Annotated in this window: 19 protein-coding genes; 5 read left to right on the top strand and 14 right to left on the bottom strand. The window is 73.2% G+C overall.

Annotation, left to right across the window (positions count from 1 at the left end; genetic code table 11):
* Positions 1–8 precede the first annotated feature (8 nt).
* A complete protein-coding gene (locus ACTJK8_RS19025) occupies positions 9–455 on the top strand; it encodes a DMT family transporter (RefSeq protein ID WP_012320655.1) in 447 nt (148 codons plus the stop codon).
* 7 nt (positions 456–462) lie between these two features.
* Here ACTJK8_RS19025 and gmk read toward each other — a convergent pair whose 3' ends face one another.
* Entirely contained in the window at positions 463–1,125 is a 663-nt protein-coding gene (gmk, locus tag ACTJK8_RS19020; protein WP_012320654.1) for a guanylate kinase, read from the bottom strand.
* 64 nt (positions 1,126–1,189) lie between these two features.
* Positions 1,190–2,047 (bottom strand): YicC/YloC family endoribonuclease, encoded by an 858-nt coding sequence (locus ACTJK8_RS19015; protein ID WP_041372727.1) that lies wholly within the window; start codon positions 2,045–2,047, stop codon positions 1,190–1,192.
* Between the two features lie 350 nt (positions 2,048–2,397).
* On the opposite strand from ACTJK8_RS19015, the gene ACTJK8_RS19010 reads away from it, so the two are divergent.
* Positions 2,398–3,033 carry a PAS domain-containing protein gene (locus ACTJK8_RS19010; protein ID WP_012320652.1) on the top strand — a complete coding sequence of 212 codons (636 nt, stop codon included), beginning with the start codon at positions 2,398–2,400 and terminating at the stop codon, positions 3,031–3,033.
* A gap of 35 nt (positions 3,034–3,068) precedes the next feature.
* On the opposite strand, the gene mltG is transcribed toward ACTJK8_RS19010, so the two are convergent.
* The 5 genes from mltG to ACTJK8_RS18985 all read right to left on the bottom strand — a co-directional run bounded on the left by mltG (position 3,069) and on the right by ACTJK8_RS18985 (position 8,224).
* Positions 3,069–4,484 carry an endolytic transglycosylase MltG gene (mltG, locus tag ACTJK8_RS19005; protein ID WP_012320651.1) on the bottom strand — a complete coding sequence of 472 codons (1,416 nt, stop codon included), beginning with the start codon at positions 4,482–4,484 and terminating at the stop codon, positions 3,069–3,071.
* 150 nt (positions 4,485–4,634) lie between these two features.
* Complete coding sequence (mutM, locus tag ACTJK8_RS19000; RefSeq protein ID WP_440762351.1) at positions 4,635–5,525, bottom strand: bifunctional DNA-formamidopyrimidine glycosylase/DNA-(apurinic or apyrimidinic site) lyase; 891 nt, start codon at positions 5,523–5,525, stop codon at positions 4,635–4,637.
* 124 nt (positions 5,526–5,649) lie between these two features.
* On the bottom strand, positions 5,650–6,285 hold the full coding sequence (locus tag ACTJK8_RS18995; protein ID WP_440762350.1) for a Smr/MutS family protein: 636 nt from the start codon (positions 6,283–6,285) through the stop codon (positions 5,650–5,652).
* Positions 6,282–7,478: a murein transglycosylase A gene (gene mltA, locus ACTJK8_RS18990; RefSeq protein ID WP_059409559.1), complete on the bottom strand. Its 1,197-nt coding sequence runs from the start codon at positions 7,476–7,478 to the stop codon at positions 6,282–6,284. The genes ACTJK8_RS18995 and mltA overlap by 4 nt, the downstream gene beginning before the upstream one ends.
* Positions 7,479–7,510: 32 nt before the next feature.
* Positions 7,511–8,224: a Tim44/TimA family putative adaptor protein gene (locus ACTJK8_RS18985; protein ID WP_012320647.1), complete on the bottom strand. Its 714-nt coding sequence runs from the start codon at positions 8,222–8,224 to the stop codon at positions 7,511–7,513.
* A gap of 351 nt (positions 8,225–8,575) precedes the next feature.
* On the opposite strand from ACTJK8_RS18985, the gene secB reads away from it, so the two are divergent.
* From secB to ACTJK8_RS18970, 3 genes are all read left to right on the top strand, one after another.
* Positions 8,576–9,076 (top strand): protein-export chaperone SecB, encoded by a 501-nt coding sequence (gene secB, locus ACTJK8_RS18980; protein WP_012320646.1) that lies wholly within the window; start codon positions 8,576–8,578, stop codon positions 9,074–9,076.
* Positions 9,077–9,215: 139 nt separating this feature from the next.
* The gene (locus ACTJK8_RS18975; protein ID WP_083743806.1) at positions 9,216–9,608 is read left to right on the top strand and encodes a tautomerase family protein; all 393 of its coding nucleotides are present in this window, start codon (positions 9,216–9,218) and stop codon (positions 9,606–9,608) included.
* Positions 9,581–10,813, top strand: a complete 1,233-nt coding sequence (locus ACTJK8_RS18970) for an MFS transporter (RefSeq protein WP_012320645.1) — start codon at positions 9,581–9,583, stop codon at positions 10,811–10,813. Before ACTJK8_RS18975 ends, ACTJK8_RS18970 begins: the two co-directional genes overlap by 28 nt.
* 115 nt (positions 10,814–10,928) lie before the next feature.
* Here the strand turns inward: ACTJK8_RS18970 and ACTJK8_RS18965 are convergent, their stop codons facing one another.
* The 7 genes from ACTJK8_RS18965 to ACTJK8_RS18935 form a co-directional block, all read right to left on the bottom strand.
* Positions 10,929–11,804 carry an RNA polymerase factor sigma-32 gene (locus tag ACTJK8_RS18965; RefSeq protein ID WP_012320644.1) on the bottom strand — a complete coding sequence of 292 codons (876 nt, stop codon included), beginning with the start codon at positions 11,802–11,804 and terminating at the stop codon, positions 10,929–10,931.
* Between the two features lie 310 nt (positions 11,805–12,114).
* On the bottom strand, positions 12,115–12,720 hold the full coding sequence (locus tag ACTJK8_RS18960; RefSeq protein WP_012320643.1) for a CarD family transcriptional regulator: 606 nt from the start codon (positions 12,718–12,720) through the stop codon (positions 12,115–12,117).
* Between the two features lie 499 nt (positions 12,721–13,219).
* Positions 13,220–13,558 carry a ferredoxin FdxA gene (fdxA, locus tag ACTJK8_RS18955; RefSeq protein ID WP_012320642.1) on the bottom strand — a complete coding sequence of 113 codons (339 nt, stop codon included), beginning with the start codon at positions 13,556–13,558 and terminating at the stop codon, positions 13,220–13,222.
* Between the two features lie 217 nt (positions 13,559–13,775).
* The gene (locus ACTJK8_RS18950; RefSeq protein WP_012320641.1) at positions 13,776–14,084 is read right to left on the bottom strand and encodes an RNA-binding S4 domain-containing protein; all 309 of its coding nucleotides are present in this window, start codon (positions 14,082–14,084) and stop codon (positions 13,776–13,778) included.
* Between the two features lie 10 nt (positions 14,085–14,094).
* Complete coding sequence (locus tag ACTJK8_RS18945) at positions 14,095–17,451, bottom strand: helicase-related protein (RefSeq protein ID WP_440762359.1); 3,357 nt, start codon at positions 17,449–17,451, stop codon at positions 14,095–14,097.
* 580 nt (positions 17,452–18,031) lie between these two features.
* Positions 18,032–18,322 carry a DUF1330 domain-containing protein gene (locus tag ACTJK8_RS18940; protein WP_012320638.1) on the bottom strand — a complete coding sequence of 97 codons (291 nt, stop codon included), beginning with the start codon at positions 18,320–18,322 and terminating at the stop codon, positions 18,032–18,034.
* Positions 18,323–18,402: 80 nt separating this feature from the next.
* The gene (locus ACTJK8_RS18935; protein ID WP_012320637.1) at positions 18,403–19,338 is read right to left on the bottom strand and encodes a DUF3108 domain-containing protein; all 936 of its coding nucleotides are present in this window, start codon (positions 19,336–19,338) and stop codon (positions 18,403–18,405) included.
* Positions 19,339–19,692: the final 354 nt, after the last annotated feature.

Genomic DNA, 19,692 nt, shown 5'->3' with positions numbered 1-19,692 from the left:
GTCCCGCAATGCTCGCCTTCGCGCTCTCCGCCCTGCTCGCCGTGCTGGCGGGCGCCGGCCTCGTCCTGCAGCAGATCCTGAACGCGAATCTGCGCGCGGGCCTCGACTCGGCGTCCTGGGCGGGCGTCTCCAGCTACGCGGTCGGTCTCGCCTGCATGGCGCTCCTCGCCGCCGCCCTGCGCGACCCGGTGCCGACCGCCGGCGCGGCGGAGCGGATCCCGTGGTGGACCTGGAGCGGCGGCCTGTTCGGCGCGGTGTTCATCGGCCTCGCGATCCTGCTCGTCCCGAAGCTCGGCGCCGCGACCTTCTTCGCCCTCCTGGTCACGGGCCAGATGCTCGCCTCGGTGCTGTTCGACCACGCCGGCCTGCTCGGCCTCGCGCAGCGGCCCGTCGACCTGCCGCGCCTCCTCGGGATCGCGCTCCTGATCGGCGGCGTCGTGCTGATCCGTCGCTAGGGCCGGATCACGGCGTCTCGGCCAGCAGGCCCTCGACGAAGGGGGCGAGTCCGGTGCGGCGCGCCCGCCGGAGACGCTCGGCCGCCAGGATCCCCTGGAGGGCCCGGAAGGCGTTCTGCAGGTCGTCGTTGACGATGACGTAGTCGTACTCGACCCAGCGCTGGATCTCCGTCCGGGCGTTGGCGAGACGCTTCTCGATCGTCTCGGCGGAATCCTCCGCCCGGCGCTCCAGGCGCTGGCGCAGCTCGGCCATGCTGGGCGGCAGGATGAAGACCGTCACCACGTCCTGGGCGAGCTTGGAGCGAACCTGCCGCGTGCCCTGGTAGTCGATGTCGAAGATCATGTCCCGGCCGGAGCCGAGCACCTTCTCCACTGGCCGCCGGGGCGTGCCGTAGAAGTTGCCGTGGACCTCGGCCCATTCGAGCAGGTCGTCGCGGTTGCGCAGGTCGTCGAACGCCTCGCGATCGATGAAGTGGTAGTGCCGCCCGTCGATCTCCGAGGGCCGCCGCCCCCGCGTGGTCACCGAGATCGACAGGTCGAGCGCCCAGCTCGGATCCTGCGCGATCGCCCGCGTCAGGGTGGTCTTCCCCGCCCCGGAGGGCGAGGAGAGGATCAGGATCAACCCGCGCCGCGCGATCGAGTCGGAGACGTTCCCGGCCGCCTCGGTCATGCGCGTGGCTCCCCGACGTTTCGCATCCGCATCCTCACGTCCCGATCCGGCATCGTGCCCGGCATCACTCGATGTTCTGCACCTGCTCGCGGAACTGCTCGACCACGGCCTTCAGGTCGAGTCCGATCCGCGACAGGCTGATATCGTTGGCCTTGGCGCACAGGGTGTTGGCCTCGCGGCCGAATTCCTGGGCCAGGAAGTCCAGCCGCCGGCCGATCGCCCCGCCGGCCGCCAGCAGGTCCCGGGCGCTCGCCACGTGGGCGCGGAGCCGGTCCAGCTCCTCGCGGACATCCGCCTTGCCGGCGAGCAGCATCGCCTCCTGGTGCAGGCGGTCCGGGTCGAGGCCGCTGCCGCCGAGGGCCGCGACGGCCGCCTCCAGGCGCGCCCGCACGGCCTCGGGCTGGCGGGCCGGATTCTCCTCGGCCGCCTGGGTCAGCGCGGCGATCCGCTCGACCTGGCCGGTGACGACCTGCTCGAGCTGGCGCCCCTCGGCGCGGCGGGCCTCGACGAGATCCGCGACCAGCTGGACCACGCCCGCGGCCAGATCCCGGGCGAGGGTGTCGGTGTCGGCCGCCTCGTCCTCGACCTCGATCACGCCGCGCACGCCGAGCAGCCCGTCCATCGTGGCGGGGGCCACGCCCTCGGGGACCGGCACCCGGGCCACCGCCTGGGCGAGGCTCGCCAGGAGCGTCTCGTTGATCCGCACCCGCGCGGTCGTCTCCGGCTTGGTGAGGGTCAGCGTCAGCTGGCACTGTCCGCGGGTCAGGGTCTTCTGCAGGGCGGTGCGGGCGGTCTCGCCGAGCCCGTCGTAGCCGGCCGGCACGCGGGTGCGCACGTCGAGGCCGCGCCCGTTGACGCTGCGGACCTCCCAGGCCCAGTGCACCGGTCCGGCACTGCCCGCCGTCCGGGCGAAACCGGTCATGCTCGCGATCTGGGCCACGCCGACCCCCGTCTCCTCGAAGATCGGGGCCTGTAGCACGGATCTCTCCGAGGGGAAGAGGCCGGTCGCCGCCGTCGCGCCGCGACCGGCACCGCGCGACCCGTGCAAGGCGACCGCAGGCTCGGCCCTGTAGGGCGGTGCGGCCGGGACGCGCCGGGATCCTTGCCCGGCCGGGGATGGCTGTCCGCGACCGTGACCGCGGCCGCGCGCCCGTCGTCATCGCCCGGTCGGGCTCGCCACGTTTCCGCTGTCGTGTCGCGCGGCCGACGTTGCATTTGGCAGTGAAGGTGTGCTCGAAATCTCGCACGTTTGCACATGACCTCGGATGGCGCATGCCGCGATCAGTATTGGGGTGGGCCGCGCTCAAGCCGTTCGGGATGTCCGCGCTGGGCGTCGGCATCTGGGAGGATGCGCCGCACGAGGGCTGGGTGCGCGGCGATGCGACGATGGCGCGGATCTTCGGCCTGAGCGAGGCCGAGGCGGCGGAGGGGATTTCCTGGGAGCAGCTCTCCGCGATCTTCCACCCCGAGGATCTCGCCCGGGATCAGAGCGAGCGCCGCCGCGTGCGCGAGGAAGGCGGCCTCTTCGCCTGGGAGCACCGCATCGTGCCCGCCCCGGGGCTCGTGCGCTGGGTCCTGGCGCGCGGCCGGTTCGAGCGGCGCCCGGACGGGCACGTCTACGGCCGCGGCATCGTGATCGACATCACCGACAGCCGGATCGACGGCCCGCTCGAGCCGCCGGCCGGCTTTCTCGGCGCCCCGGCCGAGCAGGGTACCGCGGTCGAGCGGATGGCGGATTACGCGATGCGCCTGTGGGAAATGGTCGGCGATCTCGGGCCCGACGAGGCGGCTCGGGTTCAGCCGCTGCTCGAGGCCCTGCTGTATGAGCTGGGACGCCAGATCGCGGCCTCCCTGTCGGGCAGCCCTCCGGACGTGGCGCGGCGCCCTCGGAACCCGAAGGCGCACTGAGGCCGGCGCGACGGCGTCGCGGCCGGCGCCGCTCCCTAGCGGCGACCCCGGGGCGCCGGCGCCGGCTCGCTCAGGGTCGGGACCGTCTTGGGCGAGCCCAGGTCGTAGGTGCGGTTCTTGAGCGGATCGAGGCGCGTGCCCTCGGAGGCGTCGAAGGCGCGCGTGCCCGGCGTGCCGGTATCCAGGGCGAAGGCCGCGTTGGTGTTGATCCCGTTGCCCGCGGGGGCGCCGCCCGGCGCGTAGGCCGAGGCGCGGCCGGGCGTCGCCGGATCGGGGCCCGGCTCGACCTTGTCGACGGCGTCCGGCGGCGCCTGCCGGCTCTTCTCCACCGCCCGCCAGCGGGCGACGTTGCGCTGGTGCGCCTCGAGGGAATCGGCGAAGGCGTGGCCGCCGGTGCCGTCCGCCACGAAGTACAGATCCTTGGTCCGGGACGGGTTGGCCACCGCCTCCAGGGCGGCGCGGCCGGGATTGGCGATCGGGCCCGGCGGCAGGCCCTCGATCACGTAGGTGTTGTAGGGGGTCGGCCGGTCGATCTCGGAGCGCAGGATGCCGCGGCCGAGGGTGCCGCGCCCGCCCACGAGCCCGTAGACGATCGTGGGATCGGATTGCAGCTTCATCCGCTTGTTGAGGCGGTTGATGAAGACGCCGGCCACCCGGGGCCGCTCGTCGGCGCGGCCGGTCTCCTTCTCGACGATGGACGCGAGGGTGACCATCTCGGCCGGGGTCCGCACCGGCACGTCGGCGCTGCGCCGCAGCCAGATCTGGTTCAGGACCTCGCGCTGCTTGGCCTTCATCAGGTTGACGATCTGCTGCCGGGTGGCGCCGCGCTCGAACTTGTAGGTGTCCGGCAGGAGCGAGCCCTCCGGGGGAATCTCGTTGATCTCGCCGGCGAGCACGTCGTTGTCGTTGAGGCGGTTGACGATCTGCTCGGAGGTCAGGCCCTCCGGGAAGGTGATGGCGTGCTGGACCTGCCGGCCCGTGGCGATCGTGTCGAGCGCGTCGGAGATGCTCGCGTGCGCCTTGAAGACGTACTCCCCGGCCCGCAGCGCCGGCCGGCCGCCGAAGCGGGCGGCGAACTCGAACAGGCCGGTATGGTCGATCACGCCCTCGCGCTTGAGGGTCTCGGCGATCTCGGCCGTTCCGCTGTGGGTCGGAATGACCACGACCTTGTCGGCCGCGAGCGGTCCCGGCTCGCGCACCTGCCGCTGGAACAGCGTGATCCCGATCATCGCCGCGATGGCGATGACGACCGCGAAGGTGAGGGCGCCGCTGATCAGGCCCACGAGCCCGCTCCGCTCGCGCTCGGGCTTCTCCGGCGGCGGGGGCGCGACCGTCGGCTTGATCGCCTCGCCGGGCGAGCGCGGCGACAGCCGCTGCGGCAGGGCGGGCTCGTCCGTCGGATCCTGCGCGGTGGTCTCGGGCGCGGGCGTCTTTGAGCGGCGGAAGAACATCGGGATCCTGTCTGGGCCCGCGCGACCCGTCACGCGTCGCGGGCCGGGATCGGCTGCCCGCAACCGGGTGCGCACGTCGAGGGCTCTAACCCTAGTCGGGTTTGTGGCGAAATTGCCGTTCCGCGGCGCGATAGGCGCCGGCCGGCACGCTCAGCCCGGGGGCTGGCAGGTGGCGCAGAAGAAGGTCGAGCGGTTGGCCTGCACGATGCGGGTGATCGCGCCGGCGCATCCCGGCCGGCTGCAGGGCAGGCCGACCCGGTCGTAGACCCGGAAGGCGTGCTGGAAGGCGCCCGCGCTGCCGTCCGTGTGGGCGTAGTCGCGCAGGGTCGAGCCGCCGGCCTTCACGGCCTCCTCGAGGACCTGCACGATCGCCTTGGCCAGGGCGTTGGCCTCGGGCGTCGGGCGCCCGTCCGGCCGGGCGAGGCTCCCGGCCAGGGCCTCCGGATGCAGGCGCGCCCGGTGCAGCGCCTCGCACACGTAGATGTTGCCGAGGCCCGCGATCAGGCGCTGGTCGAGCAGGGCGGCCTTCAGCGGCGCGATCTTGTGCCGGAAGAGCCGCGCGATCACCGCCCCGGTCAGTCCGTCGAGGGGTTCCACGCCCATCCGGGCGAAGTGGCGGCAGGCCGCGAGCTCCGCGCTCGGGACCAGATCCATGAAGCCGAAGCGGCGGGCGTCGTTGTAGGTCACCGTGGCGCCGGTGCTCATCGCCATCACCACGTGGTCGTGCTTGGGCGTGCCCTGGGCGCCCTCGAGGTAGAAATCCCCCGGCGACAGGTTGCTGCCGTCGGGCAGAACCACGTCGAAGCGGCCGCTCATGCCGAGATGCATGACCAGCGTCTCGCCGGAATCGAGCGCGGCGGTGAGGTACTTCGCCCGGCGCGCGAGGCCCGTGACGGTCCGGCCCTCGAGGCGGGCGGCGAAGCGCTCGGGGAAGGGGAAGCGCAGGTTGGCCCGGCGCAGGGTGACGCGGCTGAAGCGCGCGCCGACCAGGGCGGGCGCCAATCCCCGCCGCACGGTCTCGACCTCGGGAAGCTCCGGCATCTCTCTCGCGGCTTTCGCGTGCGCGGCGCCCGGTGCGCCGGCCCCGGATATCGGCGGGATCGGCCCGGGCCGCAACCGCGCGGAACCGGCGCGGTTTGCCGCGCGGCCCCTGACGAGGCCCGCCCTACCGGCGGCGCAGGCGAACGTAGAGCGCGCCGCCGCCGCCGTGGTGGCGGGCAGCCTCCTCGAAGCCGAGGACGATGCCGCGCAGATCCGGCCCCCGCAGCCAGTGCGGCACGCTGCGGCGGAGCACGCCCCGTTCGGAGAAGGCGTCCGCGTAGCCCGGCCCGCCCTTGCCGGTGACGACCAGCACGTAGGAATGCCCGGCGGCCCGGGCGCGGAGCAGGAATCCCGTCAGCGCGGCGTGGGCCTCGGCCTGCACCATCCCGTGCAGGTCGATCCGCGCCTCGATCGCGAGCCGTCCCCGGCGCAGGCCGAGCTTGGCGGTCCGCTCCAGCCCCGCGGTCGGCGCGTGCCGCTGCGGGGGAGCTTGGTACGGCAGCGCGGTGGCCGGGCGCGGCGGCTCGGGCGCCGGCTTCGGCGGATGCTTCGGCCGCGGCGTCTTGGCGGCCGGCGGCGCGCTGGGCTTCAGGATCGGAGCCGAGAGGGCCGGCATGGTGGCGGTCGGGCCCGGCCCTGGCGGAGGCGCTTCGGGCATCGGGGCTGCGCGGCCCGGCAACGGGGTCACCAGCTTGGCGATCGCGTCCCAGAGCCGGGCCTCGCCCGCGGTGAGGCGGCGCCCGCAGCGCGGGGCCCTCACGGCGCGGCTCCGGATGCACCGCCGCGACGCGGCAGCAGGACCACGAAACCCACGGCGTCGCGGAGGTTTCCGGCGACCGCCCCGGCCTCCGGACCGGTGCCGACGAAGAGGTCGCCGCGGGCGGGGCCGACGATCGCCGAGCCGGTATCGGCGGCGACGACGAGGCGCCCGGCCGTGTCCGGCGCGCCGGCTTCCGCCTCCGCGGGGAGCGGACCCGCGAGCCAGAACGGCAGGCCGTAGCGCCAGAGGGTCGAATCCACCGCCAGGCTGCGGCCCGGACTGAGCGGGGCGTTCGCGGCGCCCGGCGGCCCGAGGGCCGGGTCGGCGACCGGGGCGAGGCGGAAGAAGATGTAGGAGGCGTTGGCGCGGATCAGGCGCTTGGCGGTCTCGGGATGGGCGCGCAGCCAGCCGGTCCAGCGGGCGAGCGTCAGTCCTTCCAGGGGCAGGTGGCCCTCTTGGACGATCAGCTTGGCCACCGCCGTGTACGGGCGGCCGTTGCGGCCGTCGTAGAGCACCCGGACCGCGCGCCCGTCCGGCAGCCGGACGCGCCCGGAACCCTGGACCTGCAGGACCAGCAGGTCGACCGGGTCGCGCAGCCACAGGATCGGCTTCGCGCGCGCGCCGAGGGCACCGTCCTCGATCGCGGCGCGGTCGGGGTAGGGGGCGAACCCGTCCGCCGTGGCCCGGGCGGCGCGCAGGCCGGGATCGAGCCCCGGGCGGGTCTCGCCGGGGCCGAGGGAGATCAGGTCGTCGGGGCGGGCGAGCACCGGCGTCGGGAAGTCCGGGCCCGGCTCGAGGGAGCCCGTGAGTTCCGGCTCGAAATAGCCGGTCAGGAAGCCGGGTCGGTCCGCGCCGGGCCGCGCGACGCGGAACGCCGCGAACCGGTCCCGGAAGAAGGCGGCCGCGTCCGGCACGGGGTCGGCGGCGGCCGCGCAGGCCTCGGCGAGGGCCGCCGGATCCCCCGCGACGCCGTCGGGCTGGGGCAGGGCGGGCGGCGGAGCCGCGCAGACCCGGCGGAAGGCGGCGAGCGCCGCGTCCGCCCGCGCGCCGGGGAAGCCCGGCAGGTCGGCCGCGGCGACGGGGATCAGCACCGCGTCGCCGACCGCCGCCGGCGCGGCGGACACGGCCTGGCTCAGGAGGGACGCGAGGAGGGCGGCCGGGACTGCTCCGGACCGGGCGCGGGGGATCGGCACGGCGAGATCGTCACGGCACGCCGGTCACGGGCTCAGGCGCCGGCCTCGGTGGCCACGAGCTGCCAGTTCGGATCCCGCGAGCCGAGCGTGCGGGCGAAGGTCCAGACATCCGGCACCTCGACCACCGTCTCGGCGCTGCCGTCCACCACCTTGCCGTCGGCGTTGCGGGTGGCGGTGATCAGGTTTGACAGGAAGCGCACGGTGACGTGCGCCACGCGGTTGCGCACCTCGACGGCGACGATCTCGGCCTTGTCGATCGACACGAAGGTGGTCTCGAGCGTCTGCCGGTTGCGCTCGCGCTCCGCGATCGCCCGCTCGAACGCCTCGCCGACCTCCTTCGACAGCAGGCCGCGCAGGGTCTTCCGGTCACCCTTGGCGAACGCGATCATGATGGCTTCGTAGGCGGATTTCGCGCCCTCGATGAAGGCGCGGGGATCGAAGCTGGGCTCGGCCTGGATGCAGGCCTCCAGGCCGCGGGCGACCTCGGATCCCGGCTCGGCGATGCCCCGCCAGTCCCGCGGCGCGGCGGCGGGCGGCGGCGCGGCCTGGACCCGGTCGGCACCGGGCAGGCGCACGACGTTGTCGCCGTCGGAGCGCGCCTGCGGCTCGGTGCGGCTGCGGTCGACCGGCTTGAACGGGGAGCGCTCCGCCCCCGTCTTCTGGCCGAGCACGGAGCGCAGACGCCAGATCACGAAGACGGCCAGCGCGAGGAAGATGATCGTCGTAACGTCGAAACTGTCCTGCATCACCGATCCGATGGTGGCCGCGGCGAGACCCTGTGCCCCTTGCTCAGGCCACGCGCGGTGCGGCGCCGGCTAAGCGCGCAGAGGTCTGGCCGACTCATATCCGACCAACGCGTCGGGAGCGAGCCGGTTGTGTCGGCCGGACGATCGAACCCACGCGTCAATTGCGATACCGGCCGATATGGGTCGCGGGGGCCGCGGGCGCCAGCGCCGCGCCCGCTCGCTCGCTTGTCCAGGCTCGGCCCGCGTGTTAGCGGCCCTGCCGTTTGGGCAGTTCCGCGGCGTGATCCAGCCGCTCCCGCCGCGACAACAACCCGCGCCGGCCCTGCCGGTCGATCGAGAAGGATGATCCGCATGGCCGATTCCCCGGCAGCGAACGGCAACGGCGGCGGCATGCCGCAGGGCGATGTGCCGACCATCAATGCCCTGGCGCAGTACACGAAGGATCTCTCCTTCGAGAACCCGAACGCGCCGCGCTCGCTCCAGCCCAAGGAGGGCCAGGGGCCGCAGATCAACATCCAGGTGAACGTCAACGCGCAGCAGCTCTCCGAGACCGATTTCGAGGTCGAGCTGAAGCTCGAGGGCGACGCCAAGATCCAGAACGAGGTGCTGTTCGCCTTCGAGGTGACCTATGCCGGCGTGTTCCGGCTCCTCAACATCCCGGCCGACCAGATCCATCCGGCGGTGATGATCGAGTGCCCGCGCCTGCTCTTCCCCTTCGCCCGCCAGATCGTGGCCGAGGCGGTGCGCAACGGCGGCTTCCCGCCGCTGTACATCGATCCGATCGATTTCGTCGGCCTCTACCGGCAGAAGGTGATGGAGCAGCAGGGCGCCCAGGGCCCGCTCGCTTCCTGAGTCAGGACGGGCCGGCGGCCGCTCTGCGGCCGCCGGGGCCGCGATAGGCGCCCGTCAGCGCGCGCAGGGCCGCCGCTGGGCGCCCGGCCGGGCGGCGAGCGCCTCGGCGTCCGGGTGACGCTGCCGAGATCGACCACGCGTGTCGGATCCCGGCCACGGACCCGACGATCTCGGGATCCGGCGCCGCGACCGCCCCGTCATCGTCCAGATCCGCGCCAACGCCGCGCAGGGCACGGCGCAGAAGCGCGCCCCCTGCGCCGCGGTGAGCCGCAATCTCGCCCGCGACCCCGGCGTGGCACCGGCGGACGTCTTCATCAACTCCGTCGAGGTCAGCGCGGAGGCCCGATCGCTCGGGAACGGGCCGATGCAGGACGGGCCCCGGAGCCGTGAGGCCGGCGCGGCGAAGCCGCCGCGGGCGCGGTGCGGCGATGGCGGCCACGATCCGGGCTTGACCGTTCCGGGGGCGGAGTACAGGTCCGGGGCCCGAAACGGCTCCAGGATCGCATGGCCCCCACCGCAAACCTCGCCCTGATCAACCTGTTCATCGGAGACATCCAGGGCGGCCTCGGACCCTTCCTCGGGACCTGGCTGGCGCAGTCGGCCTCGTGGAGCCCGGCCCGGGTCGGGTTCGTCATCACGCTGGTCGGATTCGGCACGCTGTTCCTGAGCGGTCCGTTCGGCGCCCTGGTTGACCGGTTCCCGCGCCCGCGCCTGCTGATCGCGCTGGCCTGCGGGGCGATCCTGGTGGGGACGCTGCTGCTCCTGCCGGCCCGCAGCTTCCCGGCGGTGCTGGGCGCGCAGCTCCTCGCCGCGGCCGGCGGCACGCTGCTGCTGCCGGCCGTCGCGGCGCTGACCCTGGGCATCGTCGGGAAGGACCGGTTCCCCGCGCAGCAGGGGCGCAATCAGGCCTTCAATCACATCGGCATCCTGATCGCGGCGGGCGGCATCAGCCTCGGCACCGGCTATTTCGGGCCCGCGATCGCCTTCTGGGTGCTCGGCGGCATGGCGCTGGCGGCGATCGTCGCGACGGTGACGACGCCGGCCGGAGCCTGGAACCGCCGCCGCGCCGTCGGCTGGAAGGAGGACGATGCCGACGAGCCGGAACGCAGCGGCATCCGCCAAGTCCTGGGGAACCGCCGCCTGCTGGTGCTGACCGTGGCGCTGACCCTGTTCAATCTCGGGAACGGCGGCATGCTCTCGCTGCTCGGCCAGAAGCTGGTCGCGACCGCCTCCGACGCGACGACCTGGACGGCCCGCTACGTCATGGTGGCCCAGCTGGTGATGGTCCCGGTGGCGCTGTTCGCCGGATCGCTCGCCGACAGGCGCGGCCGCCGCCAGCTGCTCATGGTCGCCTTCGCGGTCCTGCCGGTGCGGGCGCTCCTGTCCGGCCTGATCGACGATCCGGTCTGGCTGATCGCCGCCGAGGTGCTGGACGGCGTCGCCTCGGGCATCGTCGGGGTGGCGGTGCCGGTGGTGGTCGCCGACCTGACCTGGGGATCCGGCCGGACGCAGACGGCCCTCGGCAGCGTCAACGCCGTGCAGGGCGTCGGCGGGGCGCTGTCGGGCTGGTACGGCGGCCTGTCCTACGGGCTGTTCGGCTGGACCGGCGCCTTCCTGGCCCTCGGCGTGCCGGCGCTCGTCGCCCTCGCGCTGGTGATCTGGCTCGACGCGACGCCCGAGCCCGGCCGCCGCCGCCGCCGCCGGGAGCGGCGCGGCGCCGCCGTTCAGGGAGCCTGAATCGGCCGCGCCGTCGCGGCCTCGCGTCCGGACGGCGGGGCGCCGAACGACTGATGTCTGACATGCGGGAGCCCGGCCTCGGGGCCGGGCTTCGGGACAGCGACGCGACCGAGGGTCAGCCGATATGCGGGCTGCCCGTGGCGGCGGGGAAGCGGTCGGCCAGGGCGCGGCGCAGCTTCTCCAGGGCCCGGTTCTCGATCTGGCGGACGCGCTCCTTGGAGATGCCGAGCCGCTGGCCGAGGGCCTCCAGGGTCGCCTGATCCTCGGCGAGGCGTCGCTCGCGCAGGATGCGCAGCTCGCGCTCCGACAGGACCGTCAGGGCCTGCTGGAGCCAGCTCAACCGACGCTCGCCGTCGACCGTGGCGCTCACGGTCTCGTCCGGCAGGTCGGCGCCGTCGACGAGGAAGTCCATCCGCTCGGAGGAGGCGTCGCTGTCCTCGCCCACGGGCGCGTTGAGCGACATGTCAGGCCCGGACAGGCGCGCGTCCATCAGGGCGACGTCGTCGCGGGAGACGCCGATGGCGCTGGCGATGCGGCGGTGGATCTCGTCGCCGACATGCTCCTCGGTGGACTGCATCAGCCGGGCGCGCAGCCGGCGCAGGTTGAAGAACAGGGCTTTCTGCGCGGAGGAGGTGCCGCCGCGCACGATCGACCAGTTGCGCAGGATGTAGTCCTGGATCGAGGCGCGGATCCACCACGTCGCGTAGGTCGAGAAGCGGACATCCCGCTCGGGCTCGAACCGGGCCGCGGCCTCCATCAGGCCGACATGCCCTTCCTGGACGAGATCGGCCATGGGCAGGCCGTAGTGACGAAAACGCCCCGCCAGGGCGATGACGAGGCGCATATGGGCCGAGATCAGACGGTGGAGGGCCCGCTCGTCGCGCTCGTCCTTCCAGCGGACGGCGAGGCCGCGCTCTTCTTCCCGGGCCAGGAAGGGTGCCTCCATGGCAGTCCGTATGAACTGCCGTCGAATTCCCGCGATCTCAGCCATCCGCCTGCCTCTTGTTGTCGAGTGCTGTTGCGGCGTCGAGCCAATAGCCCGACGCGCAGGCGCCACCGGGGGGCGACGCCAGGCAACCGACAACGGAAGGCAAAACGCGAAAGTTCCGTCCCGATGCCCCACAATGCGACAGTCGGGCGGCCACGAAATCGTGTTCTGTCTCGATCAGATGGGATCCGGCCCCGCGCCGTCCAGGCCGCAAGTCCCGAAACGACCGCGTTCGGCGCTCCGGTCCGGCCCGCAGGCACAAAAAACCCGGCCACCAGGGCCGGGTTCGATGCCGTTCGCGGAGAAAGGCGCCTCAGGCGGCCTCCTCCTGGATGTCGTCGCCCTCGCTGTCCCCGTCGGCCTCGGCCTCGGGCTCCGCCTCGCTCTTGGCGCGGCGGGGCGACTTGGCGAGGCTCTGCTCGATCAGCTTCAGGGCCTCGGTCTCGGTGATGCGGTTCACCGACGAGATCTCGCGCACGATCCGATCCAGCGCGGCCTCGTAGAGCTGACGCTCGGAGTAGGACTGCTCCGGCTGGGCCTCGGACCGGAACAGGTCGCGCACGACCTCGGTGACGGCGAGCAGGTCGCCCGAGTTGATCTTGGCCTCGTATTCCTGCGCGCGGCGCGACCACATGGTGCGCTTGATCCGGGCACGGCCGGTCAGCAGGTCGAGGGCCTTCTTCACCAGCTCCGGCTCGGCGAGCTTGCGCATGCCGACGCTGTTGGCCTTCGCGGTGGGGACGCGCAGGACCATCTTGTCCTTCTCGAACGATACGACGAACAGCTCAAGCTTGTAGCCGGCGATCTCCTGCTCCTCGATCGCGGTGATGCGACCGACGCCGTGGGCCGGATACACGACAGCCTCGCCGGTCTTGAAGCCCTGCCGGCCTGCGGTCGTCGTCTTCTTGGCTGTGGTCATGCGAGAAGGGCCTCCACTGGCGCGCAGCGTTCGGCGCCGCGCGAAACCGTGTTCTTCCGGGCGGGACACCCGGTCTGCCTCGCCGCTCCCGGACCCGGCGCCGAGCGCACGAATCCGGACGTTCCCCGGCGCGGCCGTGCGAACGCCTGGCCCGTCCGCCGAAGTCTCCTTCAGCGGTCGAGCGCGTACTACTCCTAACCCACGAAATTCGAAGGCGTTTCGGCCGGAGGGAGCACGTCAGGCGCGAGCGACGGCAGGCAGATTGTCTACCACAATCCGGCGCGCAGATCAAAGCATCCCTGAAGACGCACGCGCGGACCGAGCGCGGCGCCAAAGAGTTTTACACTGGTGCGGCGGGACAGGAATGACCTGGCCGCGTATCAGGGCTTCGTATGACGCAGCCCCGCCGCGCGGTTCAGCGGCGGGATGGGCTCGGCAGATCTTCCTGCGATCTGGAGAGCGAGCCGCGGGCCGACGCCAGAACCTCCGAGGCCGGGCTTCAGTCGCCCGAGCCGGGGTTGGGCGAGAAATGCGCCTCGAGCTTCCCGGTCTTGCCGTCCCACTCCTTGGCGTCGGCCGGGGCTTCCTTCTTCTGCGTGATGTTCGGCCAGCTCTTGGCGTAGTCGGCGTTCAGCTTCAGCCACGTGTCGAGGTTCGACTCCGTGTCGGGCTTGATCGCCTCGGCCGGGCATTCCGGCTCGCAGACGCCGCAGTCGATGCACTCGTCCGGGTGGATGACGAGCATGTTCTCGCCTTCGTAGAAGCAGTCCACCGGACAGACCTCGACGCAGTCCGTGTACTTGCACTTGATGCAATTGTCGGTGACGACGTAGGTCATCGGATGTCTTCGTCCTAAAACTCGACTTGGCCCGGGCGGAGCCTGGAGACGGCCCGCGCGCCCGGAGGGTGCTGCGAGGGGAACGCCGGTGAGACACGGCACGGAGCCGGGCCTCGGAGGCCCACGGCTCTAGACGCTGCCTCCCGGACTGACAAGCGTGCGGGCGCCGCATGGGTTCGCGCCGGGTCGCTCGCGCGGCCGCTGTGGCCCGGCCTCATCACTCGGATGGCCCCTCCGGGCCGGCCTCGACGGACAGAGCACCGCCCGACAGGTCGTCGTAGAGCAGCCGCGCCTCCGGCGCCGGGCCGCGGCGCAGGCCGAGACCGAGCACCCGCACCGCCAGCGTCGCGTGCGGCGCGGCCACCGTCACCACGTCGCCGACGCCGATGGCCTTCGCGGGGTTCTCGGCCCGGCTGCCGTTCACCCGCACGAAGCCGTCGGAAGCCAGCCGCGCCGCGAGCGACCGGGTCCGCGCGAACCGCGCGAACCACAGCCACTTGTCGAGGCGCTGCCGGTCCTCGCGCATCCGCCGCGGGTCAGCGCTTCCCGCCGTCGCCGGCCTCGAGCTGCGCCTTCAGGGCCGCGAGCTTGGCGAACGGCGAATCCGGATCGGGCGCCCGCTCGCGCCGCGGCGGCCGCTGGTCGGGCCGCGGGCCGGAATGGCGCTGCTCCGCGCTGCGCTGGTCGTCGCGGCGCTCCGGCCGCCCACCCTCGAACCGGTCGCGGCGCGGGCCGCGATCCCGGCCGGGACGCGGGCCGTCGCCCTCGGCCCGGCGCTGCTCGGGCCGGCCGCCCTCGGGCCGACCCTGTCCCGGGTGCTGGCCCTGCTGGCTGCCGTCACGGCCCCGGCCGCCCCCGCGAGGGCGGTTCTGCGGGCGCTGGTGAGCCGGGCGCTGGTGGCGCTGCAGGCGCCAGACCTCGATCTGCGGGATCTCGGCGGCACCCTCGCCCTCGGCACCCGAGGCGTCCGCCATGTCGGCCGCGGCGGGCTGCGCCTCGGCGGCGGTCTCGGGCGCGGTCTCCTCGGCGGATGCGGCCGGGGGCTCGGCGATGGACTCGGCCATGGGTTCGGTGACCCCGTCGGCCGGCTGCTCCGCCCCGGCGTGGGGCGCGTCGGTCGCGGAAGCCTCGGCCGCGGAGGCCTCGGTCGCGGCGGCCTCCTCGACGGGCGCGCCGGCCGCGTCGTCCGGAACCTCGCCCACGGCGGGCGCCGCCTCGGCTTCGGCGGCCGGGGCTTCCTCGGCCGCGGGAGCGTTGTCGGCGGCGGTCTCGCCCTCGGCGTCCGGAACCTCGTCGCCGACCGGCTCGGCGGCGTCCGCCTGCGCGGCGACGGCCTCCTCGGAGGATGCCTCGGCGGCGACGGCCGGTGCCGCCGGCGCGGTGGCGGCGGCGGGGACGAGCGGCACCGTGATGGCCGGGCCGGGGCGCGCTTCGGCCGTGTAGCCGAGCGACTTCAGGATCGAGGCGAAATCCTCGCCCGAGCAGCCGACCAGCGAGGTCATGCCGACGGTGGCCACGAAGCCGTCGCCGTCGGCCGTGCCGTCCGGCGGTGCGCCCGGGGTGGTGCCGGGCCGGTAGGCGATCGCCGGGCGGATCAGGTCGGCGAGCCGCTCCAGGATATCGACGCGCACCGCCCGCTCGCCGCTGACCCGGAAGCCGGCGGCGCGGTAGAGCCCCTTGGCGATCTCGCGATCGACCTTGATCGAGGTGCGGCCGGAGCCGGCGAGATGCGCGATCTCGTCGAGGCCGCGCTGGTCGAGGCCGCCGTTGCGCAGGGCCCAGAGCTGGGCCGCGAGCGTGCGGGGCGCCGGCTTCAGCAGGGCCGGCAGGAAGATGTGGTAGGCGCCGAAGCGGACGCCGTGGCGGCGCAGGGCCCCGCGGCCGTCCTGGTCGAGGCTGCGCATCTCGTGCGCCACCTTCGAGCGCTCCAGGACGCCGAGCGCCTCGACCACCTGGTAGCCGATCCCCTTGGCGAGGCCGGTGAGGTCGGCCGCGGTCTCGATCTCCATGAGCGGGCCGAGCAGCCGCACGATGTAGGCCTTCAGCCACGCGTCGAGGCGGCCCTCGACCTTCTCGCGATGCGCGCCGGTCAGGCTGTCGTCCGCCAGCAGACGGATCTGCGGGGCGAACAGCTTCTCGCCGGGCGTGAGCTTGGCGACGGGCGCGCCGGTCCAGCGGATCGTGCCGTCGTGCGAGAGCACGAGGGTCGAATCGGCGGCCGCGGCGAATCGCTCGGCCCGCGCCTCGATCTCGCCCGCGAGCGCCTTCTCGGCGGCGCTCCTCAGTGTCTTTGCCTCGTGCCCCTCGGCGCTGGCATCGGGAACGAACAGGAATCCGTGAAGGTGGCCGACATGCTGACCCTCGACGGTGACGTCACCGTCGGCGGTGATCTGGGCTTCGAGCATCGTGTTCTCTCTCAGGCGCCGCATCAGGACGCTTGTGCGCCGGTCGACGAAGCGGCTCGCGAGGCGTTCGTGCAGGGCGTCGGACAGCCTGTCCTCTACCCGACGCGTCTCGCCCTGCCAATGTTCTGGGTCGCGCAGCCAGTCGGGACGGTTCGCCACGAAGGTCCAGGTGCGCCCCTGCGCGATCCGGCGGGACAGCGTGTCGATGTCGCCGTCGGTCCGGTCGATCATCGCGACCTGCTCGGCGAACCACGTGTCGGGGATGCGGCCCGCCATGCCCTTCATGAGGAACCGGTAGAGCTGGGCCACGAGGTCGGCGTGCACCTGCGGGTGGACCTTGCGGTAGTCCGGGACGCCGCAGACGTCCCACAGGCGGCGCACCGCGGCGGCGCTGCGCGCCATGTCGCGGATGTCGTCCTCCTTCATGAGGATCTCGAGGGCCTGCTGATCCTCGCCCATCGGGGCGCGGGTCAGGCCCGATTCGCGCGGGTGCTCGTCGAGGCTCGCCTGCAGGCCGTCCAGGCTGCCGAAGGTGAGATCCGGGTTGCGCCACTGCAGGATGCGCAGGGGATCGAAGTCGTGGCTCTCCAGCCGCTCCACCAGCTCGGCCTCGAACGGCGGGCAGCGGCCGGTGGAGCCGAAGGTGCCGTCCGAGAGGTGGCGCCCCGCGCGCCCCGCGATCTGGCCCATCTCGGCGGGCGTGAGCTTGCGGAAGCGGGTGCCGTCGTACTTCCAGTTGGCCGCGAACGCGACGTGATCGACGTCGAGATTGAGGCCCATCCCGACCGCGTCGGTGGCCACGAGGTAGTCGACGTCGCCCGCCTGGTACATCTCGACCTGGGCGTTGCGGGTCCGCGGCGACAGGGCACCGAGCACCACCGCGGCGCCCCCGCGCTGGCGGCGGATCAGCTCGGCGATCGCGTAGACCTCCTCGGCCGAGAACGCCACGATGGCGGTGCGCCGGGGCAGCCGCGACAGCCGCTTCTCCCCCGCGAAGGTGAGCTGCGAGAGCCGCGGCCTGGTCGTGGTGTGGACGTTGGGGATCAGGTCCTGGACCAGCGGCAGCATGGTCGAGGAGCCGATCAGCAGGGTCTCCTCCCGGCCGCGGACGTAGAGCAGGCGGTCGGTGAAGACGTGGCCGCGATCCATGTCGGCGGCGAGCTGGATCTCGTCGATGGCCACGAACGCCACGTCGAGGTCCCGCGGCATCGCCTCGATGGTGCAGATCCAGTAGCGCGGCCGGTCCGGCTTGATCTTCTCCTCGCCGGTGACGAGGGCGACCTTCTCGGGGCCCACCTTCGCGACGACGCGCAGGTAGACCTCCCGGGCGAGCAGCCGCAGGGGCAGCCCGATCATGCCGGTCGGGTGCGCGAGCATCCGCTCGATGGCGAGATGCGTCTTGCCGGTGTTGGTCGGCCCGAGGACCGCGGTGACGCCGCGGGCGCGGGCCTCGCGGGACAGCGAGCGACTGGACGTGGGGCGGAGCAGCGCGTCGATGGTCGGCGGTTCCTTCGAGCGGGAAGGCCGTCGCGGCGCCGTCGCGGCGCGGGCGGGGAGGCGGGTCCGACCGGCCGGCCGCGTCGGGGACGTTAGGGCCGGTACGGTCCTCCCTCATATGGGATGCCGCCGCCGCCAGGTCCAATCTGCGGCGTGATCATCGGGTAGATATCGATCTGCGTCGTCGGGGTGCCCGGCTGCGGCGCGAGGTCGGCGCAGAGCGTGTCGGGAGTCGCGACGAGGGGACCGCGGCGGGGCGGCCTGTTCTCGACGACTTCGGCCGACGAGAAGGCGTCACCGCCGCAGCCCTGATCGGCGGATCCGGCGCTCAGGGGCTGTGCGGCGGCCGGGCCTGCGAGCGCGGCCAGGGCGAGGGCGATTCGGAGGGCAGGCGAGCACATCCGGGCATTATCGCCGGGAACGTGAAGATTCCCTCCACCCGCGCGGCTGCGGACCTCGCCGCGTGCGTCCCCACCGGCACGGCGAGCCGGGAGAGCGGTGAGGGCCGGCTCCGCGCCTCCCAGGGGCGTTTCGCGGACCGCGCGGAATCCGGGAGCAACCCAGACGTCGATCAGTCGACACCCTCGACGAGCACCACCTCGCCGATTCCCGCCGGCCGGCGCTTGGCCACCGCGGCCTGGTACTCGGGCGAGAAGTAGTAGCTGCGCGCCGCCTCGTAGGACTCGAATTCCAGCACGACGTTGCGCGGACGGCCCTCGCCCTCCAGCGCCTCGCACCGGCCGCCGCGCACCAGCGGCTTGCAGCCGTAGCGGCGCATCGCCTCGGAGGCCATGGCGGCGTAGTCCTTGTAGGTGTCCGGATCGGTGACCGTCATCCGGACGATGATGTAGCCCTTGGGCACTGCTGACCTCCCCGCGCGGCTGCCGCGCCGCGCCGAGGTGCCGGGAAACCGGCCGCCGGTCAAACGCCTGGGCGGCGGCGCTACTGCCCGGCCAAGCTCGCCTGCGCGACGCTGTTGCCGGCCACGCCGGTGCCGGCCGTGCCGGTGGTCGTCGGCGTGCCGCTCTGGCTCCAGCGCGTGGCCTCGATGATGTTGGTGCCGATCGTGGTGAGCACCGAGATGCGCAGCGGGATCAGGACGCGCGTCCCCTCGACGGGGGCGAGCCAGACCGACATCTCGCGGTTCTCCTCCATGAACTTCACCCCCGGCCGGTCCGGGCGGTGGCCGGCGACCGCCTGGTAGCGGGCATTGCAGACGAGTACCGGGCCGGCATAGCCGGGCTTCTGCACCGGGCGGGTCTCGGCGTAGCTCAGCACGACGTTGAAGCGGGTGGCGCCGTCGAAGACCGGCAGGGTCCGGTTGCAATTCTCCGGGTCGAGGGGCTCGCCGCGCCCCTGGGTCGGCATCAGCAGGGCGCTCACCGGGTCGATGATGCCGCGCTTGTTGGCCGGTGTGACCGGAACGCGGTCCTGCATGTCGATCAACGGCGGCGTGATCTCGGCCTGGACGACGTTGCCGTGCGCCAGGGCCATGCGCACCGCGATGCCGGAACTCGCCGTCTGAGTGGCGATGGCGAAGGCGCCGGGCTGCGGCGCGGCCGAGAAGCTGCCCGAGGCCCGGGCGGAGCCCTTCCCGCCGGTGATCGCCCCGACGAGGCCGGTGAGCACCGCCGACACGTCCATCATGTAGCGGTCGCGGTCGAAGGAGCCGGCGAGGCGCGCCGTGCCGATCGGGAGGCCGGCGAGGTTGATGCCGTAATCGACCGCCACGGTCGCGGCGGCGGGCGCGGCCCGCTTGGCCCGCGACACCCGCGCCCCGGCATCGGTCGGGGCCGCGAGGGCCGCGACCGCGAGGAGGCTGCCCGCGAGCCGCCCGACAGCGTGCTTCGTCGACGGCTCGGTCAACGGCTTGATCATCCGACGGACTGGCGTGGCGCTCATGATCCGGATCGCATCCCAGGGCGGGCGGGCCAAGACACTCGCTCGAACGCGCCCTCTCGAACACACCCGCTCGCCAGCGTCCTCTGCGACGCACGGAGCGGGGAGAGGCGCCTTCCTGCAGGTGGAAGAAGGCTATATCCCGGCATCGTGGTTAACAGACCGTTGGGCGTCGGGCGCGGCTCCGGCACCCGTCGGCACCTTGACGCACCGCGCCTTCGTCGCCTATAGGCTCGCGCCTTCAACAGGACTCCGCCGGACCTGGAACACGCAACGGGCGCCGCCTGCTGCGACGAAGATCGCGCCGGCCGCGATCGGGTCTCTACCGGGCGG

Origin of the sequence: Methylobacterium sp. 22177 (assembly GCF_052045615.1) — a bacterium.
Classification (GTDB): Bacteria; Pseudomonadota; Alphaproteobacteria; order Rhizobiales; family Beijerinckiaceae; genus Methylobacterium; species Methylobacterium radiotolerans.
Note: the sequence above shows the minus strand (reverse complement) of the source record. Positions and strands in the feature narration are given on the sequence as shown.